This is a genomic window from Microbacterium pygmaeum, from assembly GCF_900100885.1.
Classification (GTDB): Bacteria; Actinomycetota; Actinomycetes; order Actinomycetales; family Microbacteriaceae; genus Microbacterium; species Microbacterium pygmaeum.
In genome coordinates this window covers 1,465,071-1,488,581 of sequence record NZ_LT629692.1, presented here as the reverse complement: position 1 = coordinate 1,488,581, position 23,511 = coordinate 1,465,071, and the positions used below count along the sequence as shown (strand labels likewise).

Here is a 23,511-nt window from a genome sequence, read left to right as displayed (position 1 = left end):
CAGAAGGCCGGGGTTCATCGGCATCCGCTCGCCCATCACGCGCCGAAGAGTTTCGTGTCGTTGTACGAGTAGAAGCCGCGGCCGCTCTTGCGCCCCAGATCACCGGCCGCGATCATGCGCTCGACCATGGGAGGGGGTGCGAACCGGGGCTCCTTCAACTGTTCATACAGTCGCGTGGCGACCTGGTGGTGAATATCGAGTCCGACGATGTCGAGCAGCCGGAACGGGCCCATCGGGTGGCCGAGCGCCCCGGTCACGGCCGAGTCGATCGACTCTCGCGTGCCGAACCCGTTCTCAAGCGCGTCGATGCAACTGTTCTCCCACGGAATGAGGAACCGGTTGAGGATGAACCCCGGGCGGTCTTTGACCACGACCGAGGTCTTGCCGACGTCTGTGAGGTAGCTCAGCGTGGCCTCCTGCGCCCAAGATGCCGTGTGCAGACCGGGGACGAGCTCCACAAGCTTCATCAGCGGGGCGGGATTGCAGTAGTGGGTGCCGACGACGCGTTCGGGATACCGCGAACCCGATGCGATCGCCGTGACGGAGAGTGTCGACGTGTTGGTGTGGAGGAGCGTCCGCTCCGACACGATGTCATCCAGTTGTGCGAAGAGGTCCTTCTTCGCCGTCAGGTCTTCGAAGATCGCCTCGACCACCACGTCGGCTCCGGCGAGCTCGGCCAGGTCGGTCGTTCCGGTCAGTCGATTGCCTGCCGCTTCGGCGTCGTCGGCGGCGAGCTTGCCCAGCGAGACGCTCTTGGCGAGAAAGCCGCGAACGAAATCGAGCCCGCGCTCGACCTGGTCGGCACTGAGGTCGTAGAGAACGGTTCGCTGGCCCCCGCGAACGGCGACTGCGGCGATTCCCGAGCCCATCGTGCCCCCGCCTACGACCGCCACGGTCCTGAGTGACTCCGTCACAGTGTGCTCCTTCGCATTGCTTGTCGTGTCGTGATGGCGTGCCATCGGGAGGTTCGGAATGACGTGCCGATCGTCACGTCACCGATTGGCCACCGTCGATGACGATGACCTCCCCCGTCATGAAGTCAGACGCGGTGCCCGCCAGCAGCAGGATCCACGGCTTCAGTTCGATCGGCGAGCCCATGCGCCGCGCCGGAATGGCCCGCAGAACCCGCGACGTCATCTCTTCGTCGGCCCGCATGCCCGCGTTCAGGTCGGTCTCGAAGTAGCCGGGCGCGATCGCGTTGACCTGAACGCCGGCGCGAGCCCACTCGACCGCGATCGACTTGGTGAAGGCGATGACCGCGGCCTTCGAGGCGGAGTACGCCGCATGGTTCGCGACCCCCATGAGCGCGAAGTTCGAGGCGATGTTGATGACCTTGCCCGACCCTTGTGCGACCAGGTGCGCGCCCACCGCCCGGGTGACCAGGTAGGTACCACGCAGGTTCGTGTCGATGACCCGGTCCCACGCGGCGGGTGCCTGTTCGAGCAGTGGGCTCGTATCGACTACGCCCGAGTTGTTTACGAGGATGTCGACGCGCCCGAACCGCTGGACGGTCGCCGAGACGAGGTCATCGACGGCGCCCTCGTCGGTCACATCGGTGGGCATCGCGAGTGCGCTGCGCCCGCGGGCTTCAGCGTCTTCGACGAACTCCTGCAGCTGTGCGGGCGTGCGAGATGCCACGACCACATTTGCACCGGCATCGCTGAGAGTGCGCGCGATGATCCGGCCCAGGCCTCGGCCTGCCCCGGTGACGATGGCGACCTTGCCGGTCAGCTCGTCGTTCATACGACCTCCCTTAAGCGTCGCTCCGTATCGCGGCCGATCAGCAGCCGCTGCACTTCGTTCGTCCCGTCATAGATCTGCGTGACCTTCGCATCGCGCAGCCCGCGTTCGACGCCCAACTCCGCGAAGTCGCCGTAGGCGCCGAGCAGTGCGGCCGCCTTCACGCTTACGTTCCATCCCGCATCAGTGCACACCTGTTTCATGATGCCGATGTGGGCGACGGACGGATGCTCCGCGTCGTCGACCTCGCGGGCGGTGGCCAGCAGCAGGAGACGTGCCTGCAGTATGTCGCCGCGCAACCCCGCGAGCACGAACGCGATGTCTGCGGGCAGACGCGGCCCGTGGATTCCGTGCAGGGCGATGAGGGCGCGGACGTAGGCGTTGCGTGCGATGCCCACTCCCTGAGCTGCCGCGCTGATGCGCGACTTGGTCACGGAGGCCATGACGATCGCCCAGCCCGAGCCCTCGTCGCCCAGCCGGTTGGCTGTCGGCACGCGCACCTCGGAGAGGAAGATCTCGGCGGTTGACGATCCGTGCATGCCCATCTTGGCGAACGGCTGACCGGCGCTGACGCCGTCTTGACCGCCTTCGACCACGAAAGCGGTGACACCGGCTCGTCCGGCGCGCGGGTCGGTGGTGACGAAGCAGACGATGACGTCGGCGCGGTCGCCCGTGGTGATGAATGTCTTCGATCCCGACAAGACGTACGCGTCCGCGTTGGGTGCGAGGGTCGCTCGGGTCCGGATGCTCGACACGTCGCTCCCGGCATCGGGTTCGGTGATCGCCATCGACCCGTAGCGACTGCCGTCCAGCAGATGCGGGATGTATCGTGCGGCGAGCTCTGCGCTTCCCGCGCTCAAGATCGGGTAGGCGGCGTGAGTCTGCGTCATATAGATGAGGCTGGTCGACGCACACGCCGCGGCGAGCTCCTCCATGGCGACGGCATAGGCCACGTGAGTATCGCCGGTGCCGCCCAGGTGCTCGGGGAACACCAGGCCGACCAGCCCGGCGGCCGCGACCGCCTGATAGCTGTCGTGGGCGAAATCGTGCGTTCGATCGATCGCCGCAGCGCGGGGCGCGACGTCCGATGCCGCAACGCGGCGCATGGCGGCGCGAACAGCTCGCTCCCGTGGGGTGAGAAGGGCATCGCTGATCGATTCGTCGAATGCGTCGTGAGCGGCAACGTACGCGTCGGGGTCGCGGTCGATCGCAGGGGCGTGCGTGAAGGGGAGAGAGAAGTCGAGGTCGCTCATGTCCGACTCGCCCCCGTCATCGATTCGAACCGAGGATCGCGCTTCTCGCGGAACGCGGCGATGCCCTCCCGCGCTTCATCGCCTCCGGTGATGACTCCCGCCAGGGCCGACTCGAGCGACAGCGCATCGTCTCGCACCGCCGATGCGCTCAGAGCGGTGAGTATCGCCGACTGGGCCCTTGGGCCCTTCGCCGCGATGCTGTGTGCCGTGGTCATGGCGGTGTCCATTAGTTGCTCGAGCGGAACCGGAGCCATCGGCGTGAGGCCGAGTTCGTAGCAGCGGCGGGCGTCGAGCCGGGTTCCCGTGAGCATAACGTGCGCTGCGGCGGCCCTGCCGATGAGCGCAGGCAAACGCTGGGTGCCGCCGTAGCCGGGCATCAGCCCGAGCCCCGATTCGGGCAGGCCGAGCTTCGCGGTGTCGGCGAGGACGGCGAAAGTGCAGGAGAGCACGAGTTCAAATCCGCCGCCGAGCGCGAGTCCGTTCACGGCAGCGATGACGGGTACCCGGCTCGCGGCAATCGCTGACATGGTGCGCTGGCCGGCAGCGAGCACGGCGTGCGCCGCGACGGCGTCGAGCCCAGCGAGTTCGTTCAGGTCGGCGCCGGCGCTGAAGGCCCTGGTCCCCGTGCCGGTGATGACGATGGCACGGGCTCCGCCGTCGGCCAGCTGCGCGACTGCGCCCTCGATGGCAGCGAGCGTTGCAGCGTCAAGGGCATTATGCACATCGACGCGATCGATCGTGACCGTCGCCACATGTCCGTCGCGACCGGTCAGTACGCTCAGCTCACCCATGGGACGGCGCGGCGGCGGGTTCGGGGGCGGCAGCAGCGGGATCTCCGGCCGCAACGAGTCGGTCGACGCGGTCTGCGGCGAGCCCGATCTCTTCGAGCACCTCGCGGGTGTGCTCGCCCAGTGCGGCGACGCCGTCATTGCGCGGCTGAGTAATCGACGCGAACCGGAACGGACTGTGCACCGTGAAGAGGCCCTCCGCGTCGGGAACGGGAAGGATCGCGCCTCGCGCGATCACCTGCTCGTCGGCGACGACCTCGGAGAGCGACTGGACGCACGACACGGGAACGTTGGCCGCGTTCAAACACGCCAGCCAGGTGGCGGATTTCTGGGTCGACAGTCGCTCGGTCACCGCCGCGATGATCCGTAGCCGGTGCTCTCGGCGGCCCGCGTTCGTCGAGAGCCGGGCGTCGACAGCGAGGTCGTCGAGGCCCAGCGCGGTGCAGAATCGCACCCACATCGCGTCGTTGCCGATCGCGATGATGATGTCGCGGTCGGCCGTCGGGAAGGACTGATAGACCGCCAGCACAGAGTCGGTGCCGCCGCTAGGCGCCGGCTCGGCCTCACCGGCCAGGTACGACGCGATCCTCGGCGCCATGAGGGCGAGGTCGGAGTCGAGCAGCGAGACATCGATGACTTCTCCGGCTCCTTCGCCGCGCTGGCGCACCACGGCTGCGCTGATGGCGAGCGCCGCGCACATTCCGGTCACGATGTCGGAGAGCGCCGTCGAGACTCGCTGGGGCGACCCGCCCATCGAGCCGGTCACCGACATGAGGCCCGAGCGGGCCTGTGCGGCGAGGTCGTAGCCGGGCAGCATGTTGCTCGGTCCGCTCAAGCCGAACCCCGACATCGCGCAGTAGATCAGTCGCGGGTTCTCGGCGCGCATCCGCCCGGGGTCGACACCGAGCCGTTTCAGTTTCGTCGGGTTCAGGTTCTGCATGAACACGTCTGCGGTGGCGATGAGTTCGCGCAGAGCGGTCAAGCCGTCGTCAGTCCTGAGATCGAGCACGAGGGAACGCTTGTTGCGGTTGGCCGAAGCGAACCACGGCGACTGCCCGTCGATGAAGGGAGGGCCCCACGTGCGGGCGTCGTCGCCGACGAGGGGGCGTTCCACTTTGATGACATCGGCGCCGAGATCGGCCAGATACATCGACGCGGTCGGACCCGCATACGAGGTGGTCAGATCTACGACGCGGAGTCCCGACAGTGGTCCTCGGTGCATGCCCCCATCGGCAGCGCGTGTGTCTCGCATAACAGCATACTGTCTGACAGTTACCATTGATGTCAACTGAAGGCAGTGCAGACCAGGATCAGATGTTCGCGCAAAGAACCCGGAATTTTGTGAATTGTCAGTTACAGTACATCGAGGGGTACGAGTGAGGCGGGCATGATGGACATCGACGACGCGATCAGTAATGGCGCGAGCCAGTCGAGAATCATCGGCCAGAAAGTTCTTCGTCCGCGTCAGCAGGTGGAGGAACTGCTGCGTAAGGCCATCCTGAGCGGTCAGGTCAGGGCAACGGAGCGACTCCCCGCTGAAACAGAGCTCGCGCGTCAGTTCAGCGTCAGCCGCCCGACCATTCGCGAAGCGCTCTCCGCGCTCGAATCGCAGGGTTTGATCTTTAAGGTCCCCGGCGCCGGAGGTGGCAGCTTCGTTCAGACGGTCGATCACCATGCGCTCGGACAGGTCGTGCAGGAGTCGATGCACAATCTGCTCTCGCTCGGCAGTGTGAGCTTCGCAGAGGTGTCGATGGTGCGCCAGTACCTCGAGGTTCCGGCCGTCGCCCTCGCCGCGATCAACCGCACCGACGACGATCTCGAAGAGCTCGACACCATCATGGAGGAGCAGCGCACCCGATCCGTCGACGATCCCATGATCGCCGACCTCGATGCCCGCTTCCACATCGCGATCGCACGGATGTCGGGAAACCGGATCCTCGCGTCGCTCGTCTACGCGCTGCACAGCGAGTCGGAGCCCGTCTCCTACCTCGACCTGTCTCCCGACGTCGGGCGTGAGACATTCGCCCAGCACCGCTCGATCGTCAAGGCGATCGCCGCGGGCGACCCCCTGGCCGGCGAAGTGGCGATAGCCGAGCACTTGACCTATCTCCGCGAGCACCTCAAGGCGCGCGAAGAAGCTCAGCGCGTCTGACGCACCCCCGGCTGTACATCAGGGAACCGGAATTCGACTGGCCAGCGCCAGCACAAGCCAGGCCGTGGCCCGGGGAGCCTCGAGGATGAAGTTGTGGCCCACGTCGGGGATGTCGATCACCCGATCGTCGCCGCCGAGGTAGGCCGACATCTCCCGCTGCATGCCGTCGGTGATGAGTCCGTATTCTGCCCGGACGGCGAACGTGTTCGACGGGAAAGGCCGCAGAAAGGCATCCACATCGGTGACTCTCGCAAACAGGGCCGGATCGCAGTGCATCACCCAGTCGGGCCCATCCCGCCGGTACGATCGCTGCGCGACGTGCGCGACAACAGCCGCCTCTGCCGAGCGCAGCGGTGGAACCGTCTTGAAGGCCGCGACGGCGGCGTCGTGCGTTTCGTATCGAGGGAGCGGCCGTGTGGCGATCGCCCGCCGCTTGGCGATCTGCTCGACGGTCAATCGGCGAAGGGGCGTATCGAGTGTGATGATCCCGACCGCGAGACCGGGATCGGCCCAGGCAGCCGTCAAGGCCACCAGTCCACCCATGCTGTGTCCGACCAGCACCGTGCGGCGCCCGGCGCCGTGCTCTCGCGCAACCGCGCGCAGCTCGTCGGCCCAGGTCTCGAGCGTGTAGTGGTCGCGCCATCCGCTCTCACCGTGCCCCGACAGGTCGACGGCCACGACTCGCGCGCGGCGGGCGAGCAACGGCGCGATGCGGTCCCACCATTCGCTGCGCGCAGCGTTGCCGTGCACGAGAAGGTAGGTCTCTTCCGCAACACCGGGGCCGGAGGCATCCCACACACGACAGCCGATGCTTACCCCTCCGACCTCGAGCATCTCGAGCCGCGGCGTGATCACAGCGCGATGAGCTCCTGCACCGCCCGATCGCTCAGGTCGGCGACCGGCCCCGAAGCGACCAGCTGGCCCTTCTGCAGCGCGATGAATCTGCTCGCGAGCTTCTGGATCATCGAGATGTGCTGTTCGACCAGCAGCAGCGCAGTTCCCGTGGAGCGGATCGTGTCGAGCGCGATGACGAGTTCGTCGATGATGACGGGGGCGAGGCCTTCGGTCGGCTCGTCGAGCATGAGCAGTTTCGGCTCGGCCATGAGAGCGCGCGCGATCGCGAGCATCTGCTGCTCACCGCCGCTGAGCGCACTGCCGGAGCGCTTCGCACCGCGTGCGAGGTTCGGGAACAACTCGTAAACCCGCGGGAGCGACCACTCGCCCTTACGCTTCGATGCGCGCCCTAGAAGGATGTTCTCCTCGACGGTCAAGTTCGGAAAGATCATCTTGCCCTGCGGCACCAGGCTGAATCCGCGGGTGGCCGGGTCGTAGCGCCGACGTCCGACGGGCTTGCCGTCGAGAAGAATCTGGCCCGTCACCCGAGGCACGCCGTAAACCGACAGCAGGGCAGTCGTCTTGCCCGCACCGTTGCGCCCGACGAGGCCGACCGTCTCGCCCTCCTCTATCGCGAACGACAGATTCTGAAGCACGACGGCACCCGCGTAAGACGCACCGACGTCTACGAACTCCAGCACGGCGCTCATGCTGCCGTCCCCAGGTATGCCTCGATCACGCGGTCATCCTTCCGAACATCGGCGGGCGCGCCGGAGACGAGCAATTCGCCGAGATTGATAACGGTCACCACATCGCAGGTGCGGAATACCCCGTCGACGTCGTGTTCGACCAGCAGTGCGCCTACCTCGCGCTCATTGCACAGCGTTCGCACGTGTTGCAGCAGCCTCACCGACTCCTCATGAACCAACCCGGCGCACGGTTCATCGAGGAGGACGATCTTCGGTCGGCCGACGAGCGCCAGAGCGAGGTCGATCGACCTCTGTGTGCCGTAGGCCACCTCGCTGCAGACCGTGTCGAGCACGGGCTCCAGCTCGACCGCAGCGACGATGCCGGCAAGATCATGCTCCCCGGTCTTTCGAGCGACCATCTCGAGCTGCTCGCGAACGGTCATCGATGCGAAGACACTCGTGCGCTGGAACGAGCGGGCGATGCCGTTGCGGCGACGCCATCCCGGGTTCCGGCCGCTGATGTCCCGGCCCTCGAACGTCACCGTGCCCGACGAAAGCCGCCGCCGCCCCGAGAGGGCATCGATCAGCGTCGACTTGCCCGCGCCGTTGGGACCGATCACACCATGCACGATTCCCGGTTCGATGTCGATGTCGACGTTCTGCACCGCTCGGACGGCGCCATATCGCACCGACACGCCTCGTGCCTCGAAAAGCGCCATCACTTGCTCCCGACTCTGCGCTTTGCGAGCCGCTTTCTCATGGCGCGCACGAACTGTTCGATTCCGCCCACGATTCCTCCACGGAGGAAGGCGAGCACGATCACCAGCGTGAGTCCCATGAAGAACTCCATGCTTCCCGCACTGCTGAACACCGACTGAAGGATGGTGAAGATGAATGAGCCCACGATCGGGCCGAGCACCGTCGCCAGCCCGCCGACGATGGTTCCCACCAGTTGCTGGCTGGCGGTGTGGAAACTGAGCATCTGATCGGTGACGAGGCCACCGTTGAGCCCGGCCAGCACCCCAGCGATCGCGGCAACGGTACCGGCGATCACAAAGGCGCTGAAGCGCGGTGCTAGGGTGTCGAAGCCGGAGAATCGCATGCGCTCCTCGTTCTCGCGGATGCCGTGAAGGATCGTGCCGAACCGGGTGCGACCGATCCACCAGAGCAGGAACGTCAGGATGACCAGGATGCTCCACACCAGCGGCCAGAACACGCGATCGTTCAGGAGATCTGTCTCGCTGATCCACAGCACGGAATTGTCCATCGACAACGCCAGGATGATCCCGTCGTAACCGCCGGTGATCGGTCGCATGTCTTCCATGACGACGATGTAATAGACGGCCAGGCTGAGGGCGAGCGTCAGCATCAGGAACGCGATTCCCTTGGCTTTCATCACCAGCACACCGATGAAGACGGCGAGGATGATCCCCGCGGCGATGCCTCCGATCGCGGCGGGAAACAGCGACCAGCCGACCCGCACGTTGAGGACCGCCATGGCATAGGCGCCCATGCCGTAGAAGGCCGTCTGCCCGAGACTGATCAGGCCAAGGTGGCGGTACAGGAACCCGATGGATATGGCGACGATCGACACCGTGGCGCCGTCGACGAGCACGGTCATCCAGTAGTTCTGCGAGATCACCAGGGGAAGCACGAGGCCGACGGCGAGCGCGACGACTGCGGCGATCAATCCGAAGAGGACTGGCCGGCTCATGCCCGCTCGCGTGGGGCCGGTGTGGAGCTTGATCAGCTCCGTCGTCGTGGTGGTCATGCGAGTCTCTTTCCTGCGATGCCGGTGGGCCGGACGAGGAGCACGACAACCAGCACGATGAACGGGATCAGCACCGTGAGTCCCGGCACCCACACCGACACCATGGTCTGGATGATGCCGAGCCCGTAGCTGGCGATCGCTGCGCCACCGAGGCTGCCGATCCCGCCGACCACGACGACGATCAGCACCGTCACGATGATGCTCGCCCCCATGCCCGGGCTGACCGACTGCAGGGGTGCCACGAGAGTACCCGCAAGCCCGCAGAGGGCGAACGACAGCGCGACCACCACGAGACTGACACGGTCGGTGTTGACTCCCAGGATGCCTGCGGTCTGGTGATCATGGCTGGTCGCCCTGATGTGGAGGCCGATGCGGCTGCGCTGCAGCCACACGACGAGTCCGCCGATGACCACGACGGCGACGCCGATGATGAACAGCCGGTACGTCGGATAGGCCACACCGAACAGATTCGTCGTGCCGTCGATGATCTCGGGGGCGCCGACGGCCAGCGTCCGGCTTCCCCACACCCAGATCACGATGGGGGTGATCATCATCCCGATACCGAAGGTGAGCAGACCCACTTCGAGATGGTCGCGCTTTCGCAGCGGCCGAAACGCCGCGAACTCCAGGATCACGCCCAGTAGCGCGATCACGAGCGGAGAGATGATCATCGCCAGCCAGAAGGAGGTCGTCGATGCGACCGCGTAGGCGATGTACGCACCGAGCATGTACATGGCGCCGTGGCCGAAGTTGAAGACTCCCCGGAGGCCGTAGATGAGGGCGAGTCCGGAGCTGAGTAGCAGGAAGAGGCTGCCCAGCGCGACGCCGTTGAGAAGTTGTGCGATCACAATTCGATGACTCCGTTGTCCCTTGTCTTCGTCGAGTGTCGTGGAGGGAAGCATCCCCTACACGACCGTGCTCGATATAAGTCCGACAATATACGGACTGTAACTGATCCGCAATAACGGGCCGCGTCGCGAGGCGGTCCGGGCAGGCGAAACCTTCAGTGTCAGTCGATGAGGACGATGGGTTTGATCACGTCCGGATCCTTCCTGCGCATGAGGTCCAGACCTTCCTCGACGCCGCCCCACCCGCGCAGGATCGGCGCCGCCAGCGGCGACGGGTCGATCCGTCCGCACTCGATGAGTGCGAGGAGACGCTCGAGATAGTCTCGACCGGCTCCGGCGAGCACACCGGTGACGAATTTCTCGGTGACCCCCCAGTTCCACAACTTCAGGGGAATAGTCACCGACTGCTCGCCATAGAATCCCGACACGCAGGCGACATGTCCCCCGAGCTTGGCCAGCTCCATCGCGACAGTGAACTGGTCGCTGACCTCGCCCCCGCTGGCGATGAGCACGCTGTCGGCCGCCTCACCCCCGGTGAGAGCGCGGATCTGCGATACGACATCGTCCTTCTTATAGTCCACGACATCTGTGGCGCCATAGTGCTTTGCAAGTTCCACTGTGCGCAGGCGGGAACCGACCGCGATGATGCGCCCGGCGCCGCGGAGCGCGGCGGCGGCGACCCCCATCAGCCCGACAGGTCCGATTCCAAGGACGACGGCGGTTTCGCCGTATTGGATCTCGAGACGCTCGGCACCCGAGAACCCGGTCGCGAGCATGTCGCTCACCATTACGGCCTGCACGTCGGATACGCGGTCGGGAATCTTCGCCAAGCACATGTCTGCGTCGATGGCCAGCACGTACTCCGAGAAGACACCCCCGACCCGATCGTCGGCCGAACGATAGGGACTATTGGTCTGGTGGTACTTGGCTTCGCCTCGCTGGGCGCGCGGATGCCGCCAGTCGGCAACGACGGCGGGAAGAACGACACGGTCGCCCGCTCGGAAGTCCCGGACATGTTCGCCCACGGCCGTGACGATGCCGACGGCCTCGTGACCGATCACCTTGCCGATCGCGGTCGGCCGGGCTGCGGTCTCGATGAGGTGCACGTCGGTGGTGCATATCGCGACGACTGTCGGACGCACCAGGGCGTCGTACGGGCCGACGCAAGGCATCGGCGTCTCTTTCCATACGGCGCGACCGGCGGCGCGGAGAACGTAACCCCTCATGCGCCCTCCTCCTCGCCGTGCGGTCCTCGGGTATTCGTGGAAGTGCCATGCGAGAAAGATCTTATATTGCACAACTTCTAAATGTCAGGCAGTATCAACATTGCGCTTATGTCACGCTGGGGCTTGACGTAAGGCACCTGCACAAGGGTGTGCGATAGATGCGCACTCTCCCGTCGAACGAGGAGAAACGTCGTGAACGTGAAGTCATGGAGAACCGCGGGGCTGACCCTCGCGGTGGGCGCAGCGCTGGTGCTGTCCGGATGCGCACAAGGGGACAGCACCCCCAGCGCATCGAGCGGTGCGAGCGGCGAAGCAACAGGTGAGCCGATAAAGGTCGCCATCATTCCGCCATCGACAGGATCGCTGGCGGAGCTGGGCGAAGACGCTGCGAACGGATGGCAGTACGCCGTCGATGAAGTGAATGCCGCGGGCGGTGTCGATGGGCACCCCGTGGAGCTGATCGTGAAGGAGACGGATGGAACCGTTCCGACCACGATCCGCGCAATGACCGAAGCCGTGTCACAGGATGGCGCGCAGTACATCTCCGGCGTTATGACATCGCCGGAGCATGTCGCAGTGTTCCAGCAGGCAACCAGCCTCGGAGTGCTGGCGATCAACCACATCGGCCGCGCCGACAACCTCGTGGGCGAAGCCTGTTCACCGAACGGGTTCACCACCACCCAGTCCAACGGCGTGATCATCGAGGCGATCTCACAGGTCCTACCCGATATCCCCGGGCAAAAGTGGGCACTGCTGAACGCCGACTACAGCACCGGCCACGACGCGCAGGAGGAGATCACCAGGGCGATCGATGCGACCGGCGGAGAGGTTGTCTCCGACCAGTTCGTTCCTCTCGGAACCACGGACTTCGGCTCGCAGATCACCCAGATCATGGAGAGCGGCGCCGATGCGCTTGCGTTGACGGTCTACGGAGCAGACCTGGTCGCGTTCGTGAACCAGGCCGAGCAGTACGGACTGTCCGACAGCGTCGAGAGCACCATTGCCATCGCGTCGCTCACGGAGAACCTGTTCCCCGCCATCGGCGATAAGGTCGGCGGCTGGTACGGCAACGTGGGTTATGACGTCACGTGGGACAGCGAGCTCAACCAGGCCTTCGTCGAGGGCTACACGGAGGAGTACGGCGAGGCGCCTTACTACTTCCCCGCCGACGCCTACAACGCCGCACTCGCGCTTTTCGCGGCGATCGAGGATGCCGGCTCCATCGCACCCGACGACGTCAAAGCATCTCTCGAGACGATCACCTACGAAGGGCTCAATGGCGAGGTGACCATGCGCGCTGACGACCATCGCCTTCTGACCCCTGTCTTCGTATCGGAGGTCGCCGAGGGAGCCGACGGTCCGGCCTGGCAGACGCTCACCGAGCTGTCGGCGGAAGACCTGGACATCCCGGTCGACCCGGCCTGCTCGATGTAGTCGATCTCCCATCCCGGCGTGCTGTCCGGGAAAAACTGAGGGACGGATGTCGCGGCATCCGTCCCTCAGTCGTGCACAGCACATGTCGTCACCGTGTGGACTGGCATTAGCCTGACATTTACCCATAGCGCTGAGTCTGCGCGCTCTGTATGCTCTTAACCACGTTGCATTTGCGCGCCGTGGTGATGAGATCCCCGGCGGCGAGTCGTTCGAAGGAGACACGATGACGCGGAGAATCCTGGTCCTCAGCCCGTGGGGAGTCGACTATATGGACAAGCCGACAGCCGAGATCGCAGGGCGCCACGTGCGCTCCGACACGGAGCTCGAGGTGCGAAACCTGGGCGATGTTGCGCCACCGCTTCCATGGCCCGTAGCCGGGATGGCCGGGCGGGCCGTCGAAGTCGCCCGTCAAGCCGAAGCAGACGGGTTCGACGGCATCGCGATCGGCTGCTGTGCCGATCCGTTCCTGCAGGACATCCGCGCGGCCGTCGGCATTCCGGTCTCGGCGCCCTCGGAGTCGGTCATTCACGCATCGCGCACCTACGGAAAACTGACTATTCTTCCGCGGAGGCTCTCCGACGCGTATTTGCCGCTCATTCCCACGCAGGGCAACTTCGACTTCTGGAACGGGACCGCCCGGAAGAACGGCCTGGGCGACGGCGACTACACGCTGCGTGCCGTGCCCGTGCCGAAGCATCCCTCTCCCGAAGATCTGGAGAGGTACACGCCGACCGATCCCGGGCTGCTGCGTGATCTGACCATCGACGCGATGACCGAGGCGCTGCGAACGAGCGGGCTGGAACAGGCCAAACTCGCCACCGCCGAAGACGGTGCCGCGGCGCTCTACTTCGCGTGCGCCTTCTGGAGCACGGGGATCGAGGGACTCGGGCTGGATGCGGCCGAATTCGGCGCACCGGTGCTCAATCCGGTCGTCGCGGCGACGACGTATGTCGAGCAAGCGCTGGTTGCCCAGGGCAAGTAAGCACACCCGCGTGTCCGCATCGATGGAACATTCCGCGCGCCCACCAGATTTCTCGTCACTCTCTCTCGTCGACCGTGTCGCCGTCGTCACCGGCGGTGCCGGTGGCGTCGGCGAGTACATCGCCCGCACGCTCGCCGCGCGGGGCGCACGGGTCATGATCGCCGATATCGCCGTCGATCGCGCCGAAGCGGTCGCAGCGCGACTTCGCGCCGACGGCAGGAAGTCGATCTTCACGCGCACCGACACGACCGACCCCGCGAGCATCCAGCATCTCGCCGATACTGTGGAGCGAGAGTACGGGGGCGTCGATATCCTCGTCAATAATGCTGCGGCGCTGGGACTGCAGCGCGTGGACGGCCCACTGCTCGATACCACGTGGGAGACGTTCACCGCCACGCTGCACGCGAACCTCGGTGGCCCGTTCCTGATGTCCAAGGCGCTTCTGCCGTCGATGATCGCCCGCGGCGGAGGAAGCATCGTCAATATCGCCAGCATCACTGCACTCATCGGCGAGAACAGACTGACCGCCTATGGCGCGTCGAAGGCGGCTGTGCTTCAACTCACGCGCGCGGTCGCCACGCAGTACGGTCACGCGGGCATCCGCTGCAACAGCGTCGCTCCCTCGTACGTCAGTACTGAGCGCAATGAAACCGCCGTTCCCGATTCGCTCAAGCACGCGTATCTTCAGCACACGCCGACCGCGAGGCTGGTCAGTCCGCAGGATGTCGCTGATCTGGTCGCTTTTCTGGTATCGGATGCCGCTCGTCAAGTGACCGGGCAGATGATTCCCGTCGACGGGGGTCTGCTCTCCACCTCCCCCGTGGCGGTTCTCCCCGGTCGCTGACGAGGTCGCACGCAGATCGACGACCCCGCACGAGAGAGCCGCTTCGCGAATCGAAATTCGCGAAGCGGCTCACTCAGTGCCGGCGATCGGTTAAAGAGTGCACTCGGAGCTCGGCTCGGGCGCCGATTCCTCGCCGGGAATGGTGGAGAGAACCTCGAACGCAAGGCCATCATCGCCCTCCACCACCTGGGCGAGGTAGGTCGGCGTGAGCGCCTGGTGGTCGTCAGCACGGATTTCAACCGAGCCGGCGATGCTGTCGAACGTCATTCCCGACAGCGCGGAGCGGATTGCTTCGGGATCGTCGCTCTCCGCTTCTGCAACTGCGGCGAAGAGGGCTTGAGCACCGATGTAGGCGTTGCCCGCGTAGTCGTTCGGGGGAGTCCCGAATGACTCGGTATAACCGTCGACGAAACTCTGGTTGAGTTCATTATCGGCCGCCGCGTCGTACTGCTTGATGAGGTAGTCACCGAGCACCTTGTCGCCGAGGCTTTCGAAGGACTGGTCGGTGATCACGTTCAGCGTGAGCGTGGTGTCGATCTGCGACGCAAGGTCGTACTGCTCCGCTTGGTTCACGAACGCCTCGGCATCGGGGCCGTACATGATCAGCAGGAGGGCGTCGGCGCCGCTGCGCTGAATCTCGGTGATGTACGAGCCGTAGTCGGTGGTGTTAAGCGGCGCGAACTGCTGCGACACGATCTCTTTGCCGCTCTCCTCCGCCGCCGCCGCGAACGCGTCGGCGCCGCCATGGCCGACGCTGTAGTCGACCGACATGATGGCCCACTTCTCACCGTCGAAGTCGTCGATCTGGCCGGCCAACGTGTTGAACAGCATCGAGTTGGACTGCACGATGTTGAACGCGTTCGGCGAGCACGATGCGCCGCGCAAACCATCGTCTTGCGCCACCGTGTTGATGGAGAGCGCGTTGAGCGCGGCGAGCTGCGGGTTAACCGCCGCATTCTCGGGCGACGTCTGGAAGGAGACGAGGATCGATGCGCCCTCCTGCGTCACAGCCTGTGTGGCCGCGCGCACGCTGGCTGCCGGACTGGCGTCGGTGTCCATCTCCACGAACTCGAAGTCGTAGCCGCCTGCGCCGCCTGCCTCGTTGACCTCGTCGATCGCGTACTGCCAGGTCTGCCGAACGGTATCCGCGTTGGCTGCCAGTGCTCCAGACGAGGTCATGATGTTCGCGACCTTGATGGTGCCCTGGCTGTCGGAGCCGCCCGCGTCGGGGTTCTCGTCATCACCGGCCGAGCCGGCACAGCCGGCGAGAACAACGCAGATAGCGATCACGGAAATCGCCGCCGTAGCCAATCGATTCTTCATTGCAGCTCCTTCGCTGAAAAAACATCGTGTGGTCGGGACGTCAGGTACGACCGCGAACATCTGGACGTTATCAGACTTACAGATACCTGGATGGATGTATGTCTGACTTTTACGCAAACGAATCTAGCGGGACACTACGTCGTGGCGGACCGCAGCGCCGCGGTGGCGGCCTGATCGATGGAGAGGCCCTCCGGATCCGTCGCCGGATCACCGATGACGACCACACCGTAGGTCGCTGCGGCGGCCTCGACACTCACGTATTCGTCGCGTACGTCTTTCAGGACCGCCTCGGGATCGCGCAGTGCCGGATCGCCCCAGCCACCTCCGCCGTTGGTCAGGTAGCGGAAGACCGCGCCCGCGCGCGTGTGCCAGATGGGCTGACTCGCGCGGTAGAAATACACGCCGTCTTCGGGGTCGAGCCGCTTCGACTCGGGATCGAGAACCCCGGCGACCGGTGTTGTCGCGCGATACACATCTCCGCCCAGATCGACCAGGCCCGTCCGTCGGCCGCGCGCTCCGGCGGCGGACTCTTCGGGCGGGAAGATCCAGACGGCGCCGTTCGGTCCTGCTGCCCCGCCGTTGGCTCCGACGCCGGACGGGATCTTCGTGCGAGAGGGATTGCTGTAGTGCTCGGCATCTGTCATATAGAGGGTGTCTTTGATCGCCGCCGCACCGCCCCGGTGCACGCCCGCCCCACCGGTGTCGATCAGGCGGTCTTTGCGGAGCACGACGACCGGCGCATCGTGTTCGATCGCTTCGACGGCGGGATCCATCGTGTTGAGCGTGAAGAGAGTGGTGCAGCTGTCACCATCGCCGATCTCGGTACCTCCGCGGGGTCCGCTTCCGGCGCCCAAAAGACCGGCGCGCGTCCACTTCTTGCCGTCGGCCGTGCGGCCGAAGGCCGTGTGGTTGTTCGTCGAACCGTAGTCGCCGGCAACACCCCTCGTGCCCAGCACCGGGTTGAGCGCCTCGAAGACCGCCGTGCCGAGTGCGGCGCTGGCCTCCCAGAACAGCATCGTCGGGCCTTCGGGCGGCAGGGCGGAGAGCAGAGTCCCCTCGGGCGCGACGATGTCGATGTTGCGCCAGGTTCCCGAAGTGAACGGCGTCTTGGAATCGAGCAAGAGCGTGAGAGCGACTCCGATGGCGGCCTTGGCATCGAGGATGCCGGCGTTGATGCTCGTCCTGGCCTGCTCAGATGTGCCCGAGAGGTCGGCCTCGATGCGATCGCCGCGCTTTCGGATCGTGACCTGCACCGGAAACTCGAGAGTGTCGTCCTGGCCGTCGGCGTCGATGAGTCCGCTGCCGGTGTAGTCGCCGTCGGGAAGCTGGGCGATCGCGGCGGCCATGCGCTCGGCCGACACGTCGCACGCGTATTTCAGCGCGCCGGAGTAGGCGCCGAGGCCGTAGCGGGCGATATCTTCGCGAATGAGCGACTCGCCCAGCTTGAGCTGTTGATTGATGCTCATGAAGTCTGGGAGCAGCAGCTCACCGAAGCGTGAATTGTCGAAGATCAGGCTGAACGTCGAGCGAACGGGAACGCCCCTCGACCAGAGCAGCATCGGCGGGATGACCAGACCGTTCTCGTAGACGTCTTTCTTGATCGCCGAGAAGCCGCCGGGCACAACGCCGCCGATGTCCATCTGGTGTGCGCGCAGGGTCACGAACGAGACCGGGCGACCGTCGACGAAGATCGGCCGGATGAAGCACACATCGTTCACGTGCGTGCCAACCCGATACGGGTCGTTGGCGATGAGGACGTCGCCCTCCTGAAGGTTCTCCGGACCGTACTCGTCGATGCTGTTGCGCACCGCATCCGCCATCGTTCCGCTGAATACCGGCAGCCCATCGCTGACGACGCTCATCGGATAGCCGTCTTCCGGCGGGCCGCTCACCGTGCACGCGAAGTCGTACCAGTCGCGGATGATCGGCGAAAACGCTTCGCGCAGGAACCCCGTGGACATGTGCTCCACGACGTAGTGGAGGCGATGGACGATGATCGACGCCGTGAAGCGGTCGCAGCCGTACCGCTCGGTGAACTGCCGGTCGGTCAGCTCTCGAATCGTCGGGGCGGACGACGACGTCGCATCGTCGCGAATCAATGTGTCGGTCATGCTCACTCCTTCGTGATGATGAGTTCGCCGAACGGGCCCACCGATGCGACCTGGCCGCTGCTGATGAACGTCGTCGACAGTCTCTCGGAGATGATCGCCGGACCCTCGATGACGTCTCCGGCGCGCAGGTCGTCGCGGTCGTAGACAGAGGCGATCTGCTCCCCATCGTTCACAGCGAGATCGCCGAGGTAGCGGATCGTCGTCTGCCGGACCGGTGCGAGCGCATCGCCGGTGCGCGCGGCGAGCGCCGGGTACTCGACTTTGGGTGTGTCGAGGATCGCGTTGATGCGGAAGGTGACACCCTCCACCGCGACCTGCTCGAAGCGGTTTCCCGATCGCTCTTCGTACGTGTCGTGGAAGGCCGCGATCATCTCGCTGATGCTCCCCGCATCGAGAGCGCCATCGGGCACGGGCACGAACGGCGTGTCCCAGCTCTGACCCACGAGGTGGCCGTCGAATGTGCGCTCGAAAGTCACGGCGACGCTCGCGTCGAGTCCGGCGAGCATCTCGGCCTCCATCTCGGCGAAGATCGCGTTGATGTGCTCCGCGGCATCCGCCGACAGGATCGTGTACGAACTGCGGTTGACCGTGAAGACCTGGTCGGCCGAGAGAAGCCCCAGCGCGGAGAACAGACCCGGATGCGGGGGCACGATCACCTGCTTGCAGTGCAGCGTGTCCATGGTCGCCGGCAGCAGCATCGGTCCCGCGGCTCCGTACGCCACGACGCTGAAGTCACGCGGGTCGACGCCGTGCTTGATCGCCACGTTGAACAGACCCTCGGAGATGTTGTTGACGGCCATCTCGTAGGCGTAGCGAACGCGCTGCGCCAGGGAGAACTCCGTGTCGAGACCCTCGAAGGCCTGGCGCGAGAGGTCGCGATTGATGTGCACTTCGCCGCCGGCGAACTCGCCGGGTTCGATGATGCCGATCATGACGCAGATGTCGGTCGTCGTCGGCTGCGTGCCACCCCGGCCGTAGCAGGCCGGTCCGGGGTCGGAGCCGGCACTGGTCGGGCCGACTCGCAGTTCGCCGGTCGGGCCGATGGTGACGAGGCTGCCGCCGCCGGCCGCGATGGCTGTGATGTCGTTGGCCAGCGCGTTGACGATCAGATCGTGCTCGAGTTCGAAACTCGTATTCACGGTCGGTCGACCACCGGTCACGACGCTGATGTCGCAGGAGGTTCCGCCGATGTCGGCGCACAGCAGCTGGTCTTGACCGATCATCGCGCCGAAGTGGGCCGACGCGACCGTGCCCGCGGAGGGACCCGAGAACACGATGCGGTAGGGGAACTCCATCGCGCGATCGACCGGCACGAGGGTCGCCGCGCAGTCGGCGAAGTTCAGCTCACCGTCGAAGCCGAGATCGGTGAGGCCCGTCTGCAGCTCGGACGTGTAGTCGCGATAGATGATTTTCATGAAGGCGTCGATAACCGTGGTCGATGCGCGCGGGTATTCCTTGGCCAGCGGCGACACCTCAGACGAGATCGAGCAGGCGATGTCGGCGCCGAGTACCTCGTACACCAGCTCGCGGAGCCTGATCTCATGCACCGGGCTGACGTAGGAGTTCAGCAGGCAGATCGCCACTCCCTCGACGTCGCACTTCTTGAGCACCTCCAGCTGCGCGCGCGCCTGGCCTTCGTCGAGTTCGAATAGCGCGGTGCCGTCGGCCAACGTTCGCTCGCGCACTCCGCGGCGAAGATAGCGCGGCACGAGCGGGCGCGCCGCGTCGCCGAAGCTGCGTCGCCAGTTCGGGTCGAGCAGCGATTCCGACGGCCGCCACACGCGACCAATGTCGAGCATGTCGCGATGGCCTTCGGTGGTCAGGAACGCGACCTTCGGGAGCCGGCGAGTAATGACGGCGTTGAGCCCGTGCGTGCTGGCGTGATTGAACACGATCGCGTCGTCGACGCCGAGCAGCTGCGCGCCGTCGAGAACCGGCTGGCACACGGAGGTGTAGCTGGTCGAAACCTTGGCGGTCTCGATCTTCCCTTCGCGGATCGCGACGACGTCGGTGAACGTGCCACCCACATCCACGGCGATCATGGCCCGAGCGCTCATTTGCTCGCCCCCTCGATCGTGTCGACCAGGAGCGCGATGGGTCCGAGCCGGTTCCACGGCTCTCGGCTGACCGAATGCAGGCACTCCTGGCACTTGACGACCATGAACCATCCCCCTTCGGAGTTGACCGGGTACCGGGCGAGTTCGCCGGTGCCGCACTGTGGACAGACGCCCTCGACGCGCGTGCGTTCGGCGTACAGACGATGACTGGTTGCGTGGTTTCGCACGACCGCTCCCGCTACTTTCCTGCGCCCATCAGGAACGGATCGCGTCCGCCTGTGGAGATGTCGAGCATCATGTTCTTGGTGGCGGTGTACTCGAGGAACACCTCGGTCCCGCGCTCACGGCCGTGGCCGCTGAGCTTGAAGCCTCCGAAGGGCGCGGTCGCGCTGATGGTGCGCGACGTGTTGATCCACACGGTACCCGCGATCAACTCTCGGCCGACACGGTGTGCACGCGCGAAGTCGGTCGTCCAGATGCTCGCGGCGAGCCCGAAATCCGTACCGTTGGCGATCTCGATCGCTTCGTCTTCGGTGCTGAACGGGATGACGGCGAGCACGGGTCCGAAGACTTCCTCCTGGGCGATCGTCATGTCGGGTCGCACCCCGGTGAAGATCGTCGGTTCGACGAACAGGGTACCCTCGAAGCCCTCGGGGTTGCCCCCGCCGGCGTACAGCACCGCGCCTTCAGCCTTCGCGGCCTCGATCGCGGCGATGACGTTCGTGTAGTGCTTCTCGTCTACGAGGGGACCGACCTGGGTCGCTTCGTCGAACGGGTTGCCGAAGACGGTCTTCGCCGCCAGCTCGGCGACGCGGGCGACGATGTCGTCGTGGATGCTCTCGTGCACCAGAAGACGCGATCCGGCCACGCAGGTCTGGCCTGCGGCAGCGAACACGCCCGCGACGATTCCCGGGATCGCGCGGTCGAGATCGGCATCCGGGAAAAGGATGCTGGCCGACTTGCCACCCAGCTCGTAGATGCCGGAGATCATTCGTTCGGTCGCGTGCGACATGATCCCCCGCGCTGCGGGCGGGCCGCCGGTGAAGGCGATCTTGTTGATATCGGGATGCCTGGTGAGGTGGCGGCCGGAGTCGCCCGGGCCGGTGATCACGTTGACGACACCGGTGGGGAAGCCCGCTTCTTCACACAGTCGCGCCAGGCGCAGGGCGCTCGAGCTCGTGCGGTCGCTGGGCTTCAACACGATCGTGTTGCCCGATGCGATGGCCGGGGCGATCTTGTTCGCTGCGTTCTGCAGCGGCGAGTTCCACGTGCTGATACCGGCGACCACTCCCAACGGCTCGCGCACGGTGAAGTCGATGACATCCCACGAATCCATCGGCTTGGTCTCGCCCAGCACCTTGTCGGCCGCGCCGGCGATGAAACGCGTGTTGCGCGCCGCAAAGATGTTCTGGTTGCGGTGTTCGCGGAAGATCTTGCCGTTGTCGTGGACGTCGAGTTCGGCGAGTGCATCGGCGTTCTGCTCGATGAGGTCGGCGAGGCGGAACAGCAGTTGCGCCCGCTGATACGCCGGTGTGCGACGCCAGGCCGGGAACGCGGCGCGTGCCGCGGCGACCGCCTCATCGACGTCTTCGGCGGTCGCGATGGAGAAGACCGCCCACGGCTCGCGCGTATACGGGTCGACGCTCTCGAACTCTCCCCCGCCGCCGTGTCGCCAGTGGCCACCAATAAACTGCTGCCTGAAGTCCTGCACCGGTTCCTCCTCGATCCGATGGGCACCGTCGGCGTCGACCGCCGCGCGGGTGTGCCGTGCGATGACGTGTTGACGCCTTCGTCACATCCCCATATGGTCTAAACGTCAGACTACAGCACGTTGTGTCAGAGATTGACAGTTAGTTTGATCGAGAGGATGAAAAAACAATGGGACTTCTGGACGGGCAAGTAGCGCTGATCACAGGAGGCGGGCGGGGCCTGGGCCGCGCGATTTCTCTAGCGTTGGCAGCAGAGGGGGCCTCCGTCGCCATCGACGACATCTTCCGCGACGAGAACGGCGTCTCGGTTGCCGACGAGGTCGTCGCAGAGATCGAGGCGATCGGAGCTCGCGGCCTCGCTCTGCGCGAGAACGTCACGACCTCCGAGGGTGCGAGCGCCATGGTCGCGCAGACCGTGGAGAAGTTCGGTCGCCTCGACATCCTCGTGATGTGCGCCGGCAACATGGTGCGCGGAAAGCTGGAGGACCTCACCGAGGAGCAGTGGGACGGCCTGATGTCGCTGCACGTGAAGGGACACTTCCTCGCGTGTAAGTACGCCATCCCGCAGATGAAGAAGCAGAACAGCGGCAGCATCATCACGGTCTCTTCGCGCGGCGCGTTCTTCCAGGTGCCGGCCAGCAAGACCGAGACGAAAGATCTGCGGCAACCGCCGAGCACCGTGTACAGCGCCGCGAAAGCGGCGATCATGGGTCTCACGACCACGCTTGCGGTCGAGCTGTGGGAAACAGGCATCCGCGTCAACTCCCTCCTGCCGAGCGCGACGACGCAGCTGTTCCCCGAGTCAAAGCCCCGCATGGTCGGCGGCGTACCGCCGTCGGAGTCGCTCGACCCAGCCGACGTGGCACCGGCCGTGGTGTTCTTGAGCACTCCGGCCGCGAAGAACATCAGCGGCAAGTTCGTCTACGCCTCGGGCGGCGACATCATCGTCTACGGCGATCAGCTCGATGTGCGCGGCAGCCGGATGGTGCGTAAGCACGGACGATGGGATGCCGCCGAATTGGCCGACGTGCTGCCGTCGCTCCTCGGGGTGCCGGTCGGCGAGTAGCAACGGGGCGGGGTGACTTTCACCTTCGTCAGACGATCCTGATGCGTTCGGCGATCAGGATCTGAGCTGCGGGGAACCATGACCGTGCCTTCGACCGTGCGAGCATCGTTGCGAGGTCTTGCGCCTCGAGCGTGCTCGGCATCGCGATCGAGACAGCGAGGCCGGCGATCGGCAGAACTTTCATGAGCGGGCGAGTGAGCACTTTCGCCCCCGGAACGGGGCGGTTCACGGCGACCCGTTCCGGCGCCACTCCGGTCATGGTTGCCAGCTCCGCGGCGATCTCGGTGCGCCGTGGGACATTCCCATAACCGAGCAGCCACACCGCAGCCGGGGCATCCCCCGCCCGCGGGGCGTCGGAATCGGTGACGACGGCGGACCCTCCGAGTCCCTGCATGAAGAGTGTCTCGTCGACCGCGAGTCTCGCCGCGACGTCTGAGGAGAACCCCGCTTCGTGAGCACCGTCGTCGTCGAACCACAACTCGACCATGCCATCGATGCGCGTCGGTGCTTCCGGATCGACACCGAGGCGAGAGACCACGTGGTTCTGGACGTATGCGCGAACACCGGGCAGCTACCGAGCGATACGCGAGTGGACCTGAGACCAGTGCGCGCGGAACGCGGTCTCCTCGAGCGAGTCGCGGCGCTGGATGTAACTGAGGCGCTTAGGCGGCGGCTCAATCCTCG

Annotated in this window: 21 protein-coding genes; 5 read left to right on the top strand and 16 right to left on the bottom strand. The window is 65.4% G+C overall.

From position 1 onward, the window contains the following. Window positions 1-35: 35 nt before the first annotated feature. The 5 genes from BLT19_RS06905 to BLT19_RS06885 all read right to left on the bottom strand — a co-directional run bounded on the left by BLT19_RS06905 (window position 36) and on the right by BLT19_RS06885 (window position 5,033). Window positions 36-914 (bottom strand): 3-hydroxyacyl-CoA dehydrogenase family protein, encoded by an 879-nt coding sequence (locus BLT19_RS06905; protein ID WP_197673049.1) that lies wholly within the window; start codon window positions 912-914, stop codon window positions 36-38. A 73-nt stretch (window positions 915-987) separates the two neighbouring features. After that, entirely contained in the window at window positions 988-1,743 is a 756-nt protein-coding gene (locus tag BLT19_RS06900) for an SDR family NAD(P)-dependent oxidoreductase (protein WP_091488055.1), read from the bottom strand. Continuing rightward, entirely contained in the window at window positions 1,740-2,993 is a 1,254-nt protein-coding gene (locus BLT19_RS06895; protein WP_091488053.1) for an acyl-CoA dehydrogenase family protein, read from the bottom strand. The genes BLT19_RS06900 and BLT19_RS06895 overlap by 4 nt, the downstream gene beginning before the upstream one ends. Beyond that, window positions 2,990-3,784 carry an enoyl-CoA hydratase/isomerase family protein gene (locus BLT19_RS06890; protein WP_091488051.1) on the bottom strand — a complete coding sequence of 265 codons (795 nt, stop codon included), beginning with the start codon at window positions 3,782-3,784 and terminating at the stop codon, window positions 2,990-2,992. Before BLT19_RS06890 ends, BLT19_RS06895 begins: the two co-directional genes overlap by 4 nt. Then, the gene (locus tag BLT19_RS06885) at window positions 3,777-5,033 is read right to left on the bottom strand and encodes a CaiB/BaiF CoA transferase family protein (protein ID WP_197673047.1); all 1,257 of its coding nucleotides are present in this window, start codon (window positions 5,031-5,033) and stop codon (window positions 3,777-3,779) included. The genes BLT19_RS06890 and BLT19_RS06885 overlap by 8 nt, the downstream gene beginning before the upstream one ends. Window positions 5,034-5,168: 135 nt before the next feature. Here BLT19_RS06885 and BLT19_RS06880 point away from each other — a divergent pair, with 135 nt between their 5' ends. Next, on the top strand, window positions 5,169-5,933 hold the full coding sequence (locus tag BLT19_RS06880) for a FadR/GntR family transcriptional regulator (protein WP_197673045.1): 765 nt from the start codon (window positions 5,169-5,171) through the stop codon (window positions 5,931-5,933). A gap of 18 nt (window positions 5,934-5,951) precedes the next feature. On the opposite strand, the gene BLT19_RS06875 is transcribed toward BLT19_RS06880, so the two are convergent. The 6 genes from BLT19_RS06875 to BLT19_RS06850 all read right to left on the bottom strand — a co-directional run bounded on the left by BLT19_RS06875 (window position 5,952) and on the right by BLT19_RS06850 (window position 11,247). After that, entirely contained in the window at window positions 5,952-6,788 is an 837-nt protein-coding gene (locus BLT19_RS06875) for an alpha/beta fold hydrolase (RefSeq protein WP_091488046.1), read from the bottom strand. Beyond that, complete coding sequence (locus tag BLT19_RS06870) at window positions 6,785-7,477, bottom strand: ABC transporter ATP-binding protein (RefSeq protein WP_091488044.1); 693 nt, start codon at window positions 7,475-7,477, stop codon at window positions 6,785-6,787. Before BLT19_RS06870 ends, BLT19_RS06875 begins: the two co-directional genes overlap by 4 nt. After that, the gene (locus tag BLT19_RS06865; protein WP_197673043.1) at window positions 7,474-8,151 is read right to left on the bottom strand and encodes an ABC transporter ATP-binding protein; all 678 of its coding nucleotides are present in this window, start codon (window positions 8,149-8,151) and stop codon (window positions 7,474-7,476) included. Before BLT19_RS06865 ends, BLT19_RS06870 begins: the two co-directional genes overlap by 4 nt. A gap of 23 nt (window positions 8,152-8,174) precedes the next feature. Continuing rightward, entirely contained in the window at window positions 8,175-9,227 is a 1,053-nt protein-coding gene (locus BLT19_RS06860; protein ID WP_091488039.1) for a branched-chain amino acid ABC transporter permease, read from the bottom strand. Further along, window positions 9,224-10,075, bottom strand: coding sequence for a branched-chain amino acid ABC transporter permease (locus BLT19_RS06855; RefSeq protein WP_157681792.1), 852 nt, complete (start codon window positions 10,073-10,075; stop codon window positions 9,224-9,226). The genes BLT19_RS06860 and BLT19_RS06855 overlap by 4 nt, the downstream gene beginning before the upstream one ends. A gap of 161 nt (window positions 10,076-10,236) precedes the next feature. Beyond that, window positions 10,237-11,247, bottom strand: a complete 1,011-nt coding sequence (locus BLT19_RS06850; RefSeq protein ID WP_172825601.1) for a zinc-binding dehydrogenase — start codon at window positions 11,245-11,247, stop codon at window positions 10,237-10,239. Between the two features lie 246 nt (window positions 11,248-11,493). Here BLT19_RS06850 and BLT19_RS06845 point away from each other — a divergent pair, with 246 nt between their 5' ends. The 3 genes from BLT19_RS06845 to BLT19_RS06835 all read left to right on the top strand — a co-directional run bounded on the left by BLT19_RS06845 (window position 11,494) and on the right by BLT19_RS06835 (window position 14,561). Beyond that, complete coding sequence (locus BLT19_RS06845; RefSeq protein ID WP_157681791.1) at window positions 11,494-12,735, top strand: ABC transporter substrate-binding protein; 1,242 nt, start codon at window positions 11,494-11,496, stop codon at window positions 12,733-12,735. Between the two features lie 223 nt (window positions 12,736-12,958). Beyond that, on the top strand, window positions 12,959-13,717 hold the full coding sequence (locus tag BLT19_RS06840) for an aspartate/glutamate racemase family protein (RefSeq protein WP_091488031.1): 759 nt from the start codon (window positions 12,959-12,961) through the stop codon (window positions 13,715-13,717). A 10-nt stretch (window positions 13,718-13,727) separates the two neighbouring features. Next, window positions 13,728-14,561, top strand: a complete 834-nt coding sequence (locus BLT19_RS06835) for an SDR family NAD(P)-dependent oxidoreductase (protein WP_157681790.1) — start codon at window positions 13,728-13,730, stop codon at window positions 14,559-14,561. Window positions 14,562-14,651: 90 nt separating this feature from the next. Here the strand turns inward: BLT19_RS06835 and BLT19_RS06830 are convergent, their stop codons facing one another. The 4 genes from BLT19_RS06830 to BLT19_RS06810 all read right to left on the bottom strand — a co-directional run bounded on the left by BLT19_RS06830 (window position 14,652) and on the right by BLT19_RS06810 (window position 21,763). Further along, window positions 14,652-15,884, bottom strand: a complete 1,233-nt coding sequence (locus BLT19_RS06830) for an ABC transporter substrate-binding protein (protein WP_157681789.1) — start codon at window positions 15,882-15,884, stop codon at window positions 14,652-14,654. Window positions 15,885-16,018: 134 nt separating this feature from the next. Beyond that, a complete protein-coding gene (locus tag BLT19_RS06825; RefSeq protein ID WP_091488025.1) occupies window positions 16,019-17,995 on the bottom strand; it encodes a hydantoinase B/oxoprolinase family protein in 1,977 nt (658 codons plus the stop codon). Window positions 17,996-17,997: 2 nt separating this feature from the next. Continuing rightward, window positions 17,998-20,052 (bottom strand): hydantoinase/oxoprolinase family protein, encoded by a 2,055-nt coding sequence (locus BLT19_RS06820; protein ID WP_197673035.1) that lies wholly within the window; start codon window positions 20,050-20,052, stop codon window positions 17,998-18,000. A gap of 238 nt (window positions 20,053-20,290) precedes the next feature. Continuing rightward, entirely contained in the window at window positions 20,291-21,763 is a 1,473-nt protein-coding gene (locus BLT19_RS06810) for an aldehyde dehydrogenase family protein (protein WP_197673033.1), read from the bottom strand. 167 nt (window positions 21,764-21,930) lie between these two features. Here BLT19_RS06810 and BLT19_RS06805 point away from each other — a divergent pair, with 167 nt between their 5' ends. Next, window positions 21,931-22,827, top strand: coding sequence for an SDR family NAD(P)-dependent oxidoreductase (locus BLT19_RS06805; RefSeq protein ID WP_091488016.1), 897 nt, complete (start codon window positions 21,931-21,933; stop codon window positions 22,825-22,827). Window positions 22,828-22,855: 28 nt separating this feature from the next. Here the strand turns inward: BLT19_RS06805 and BLT19_RS06800 are convergent, their stop codons facing one another. Continuing rightward, window positions 22,856-23,365 carry a hypothetical protein gene (locus BLT19_RS06800; RefSeq protein ID WP_091487984.1) on the bottom strand — a complete coding sequence of 170 codons (510 nt, stop codon included), beginning with the start codon at window positions 23,363-23,365 and terminating at the stop codon, window positions 22,856-22,858. Between the last annotated feature and the right edge of the window lie 146 nt (window positions 23,366-23,511).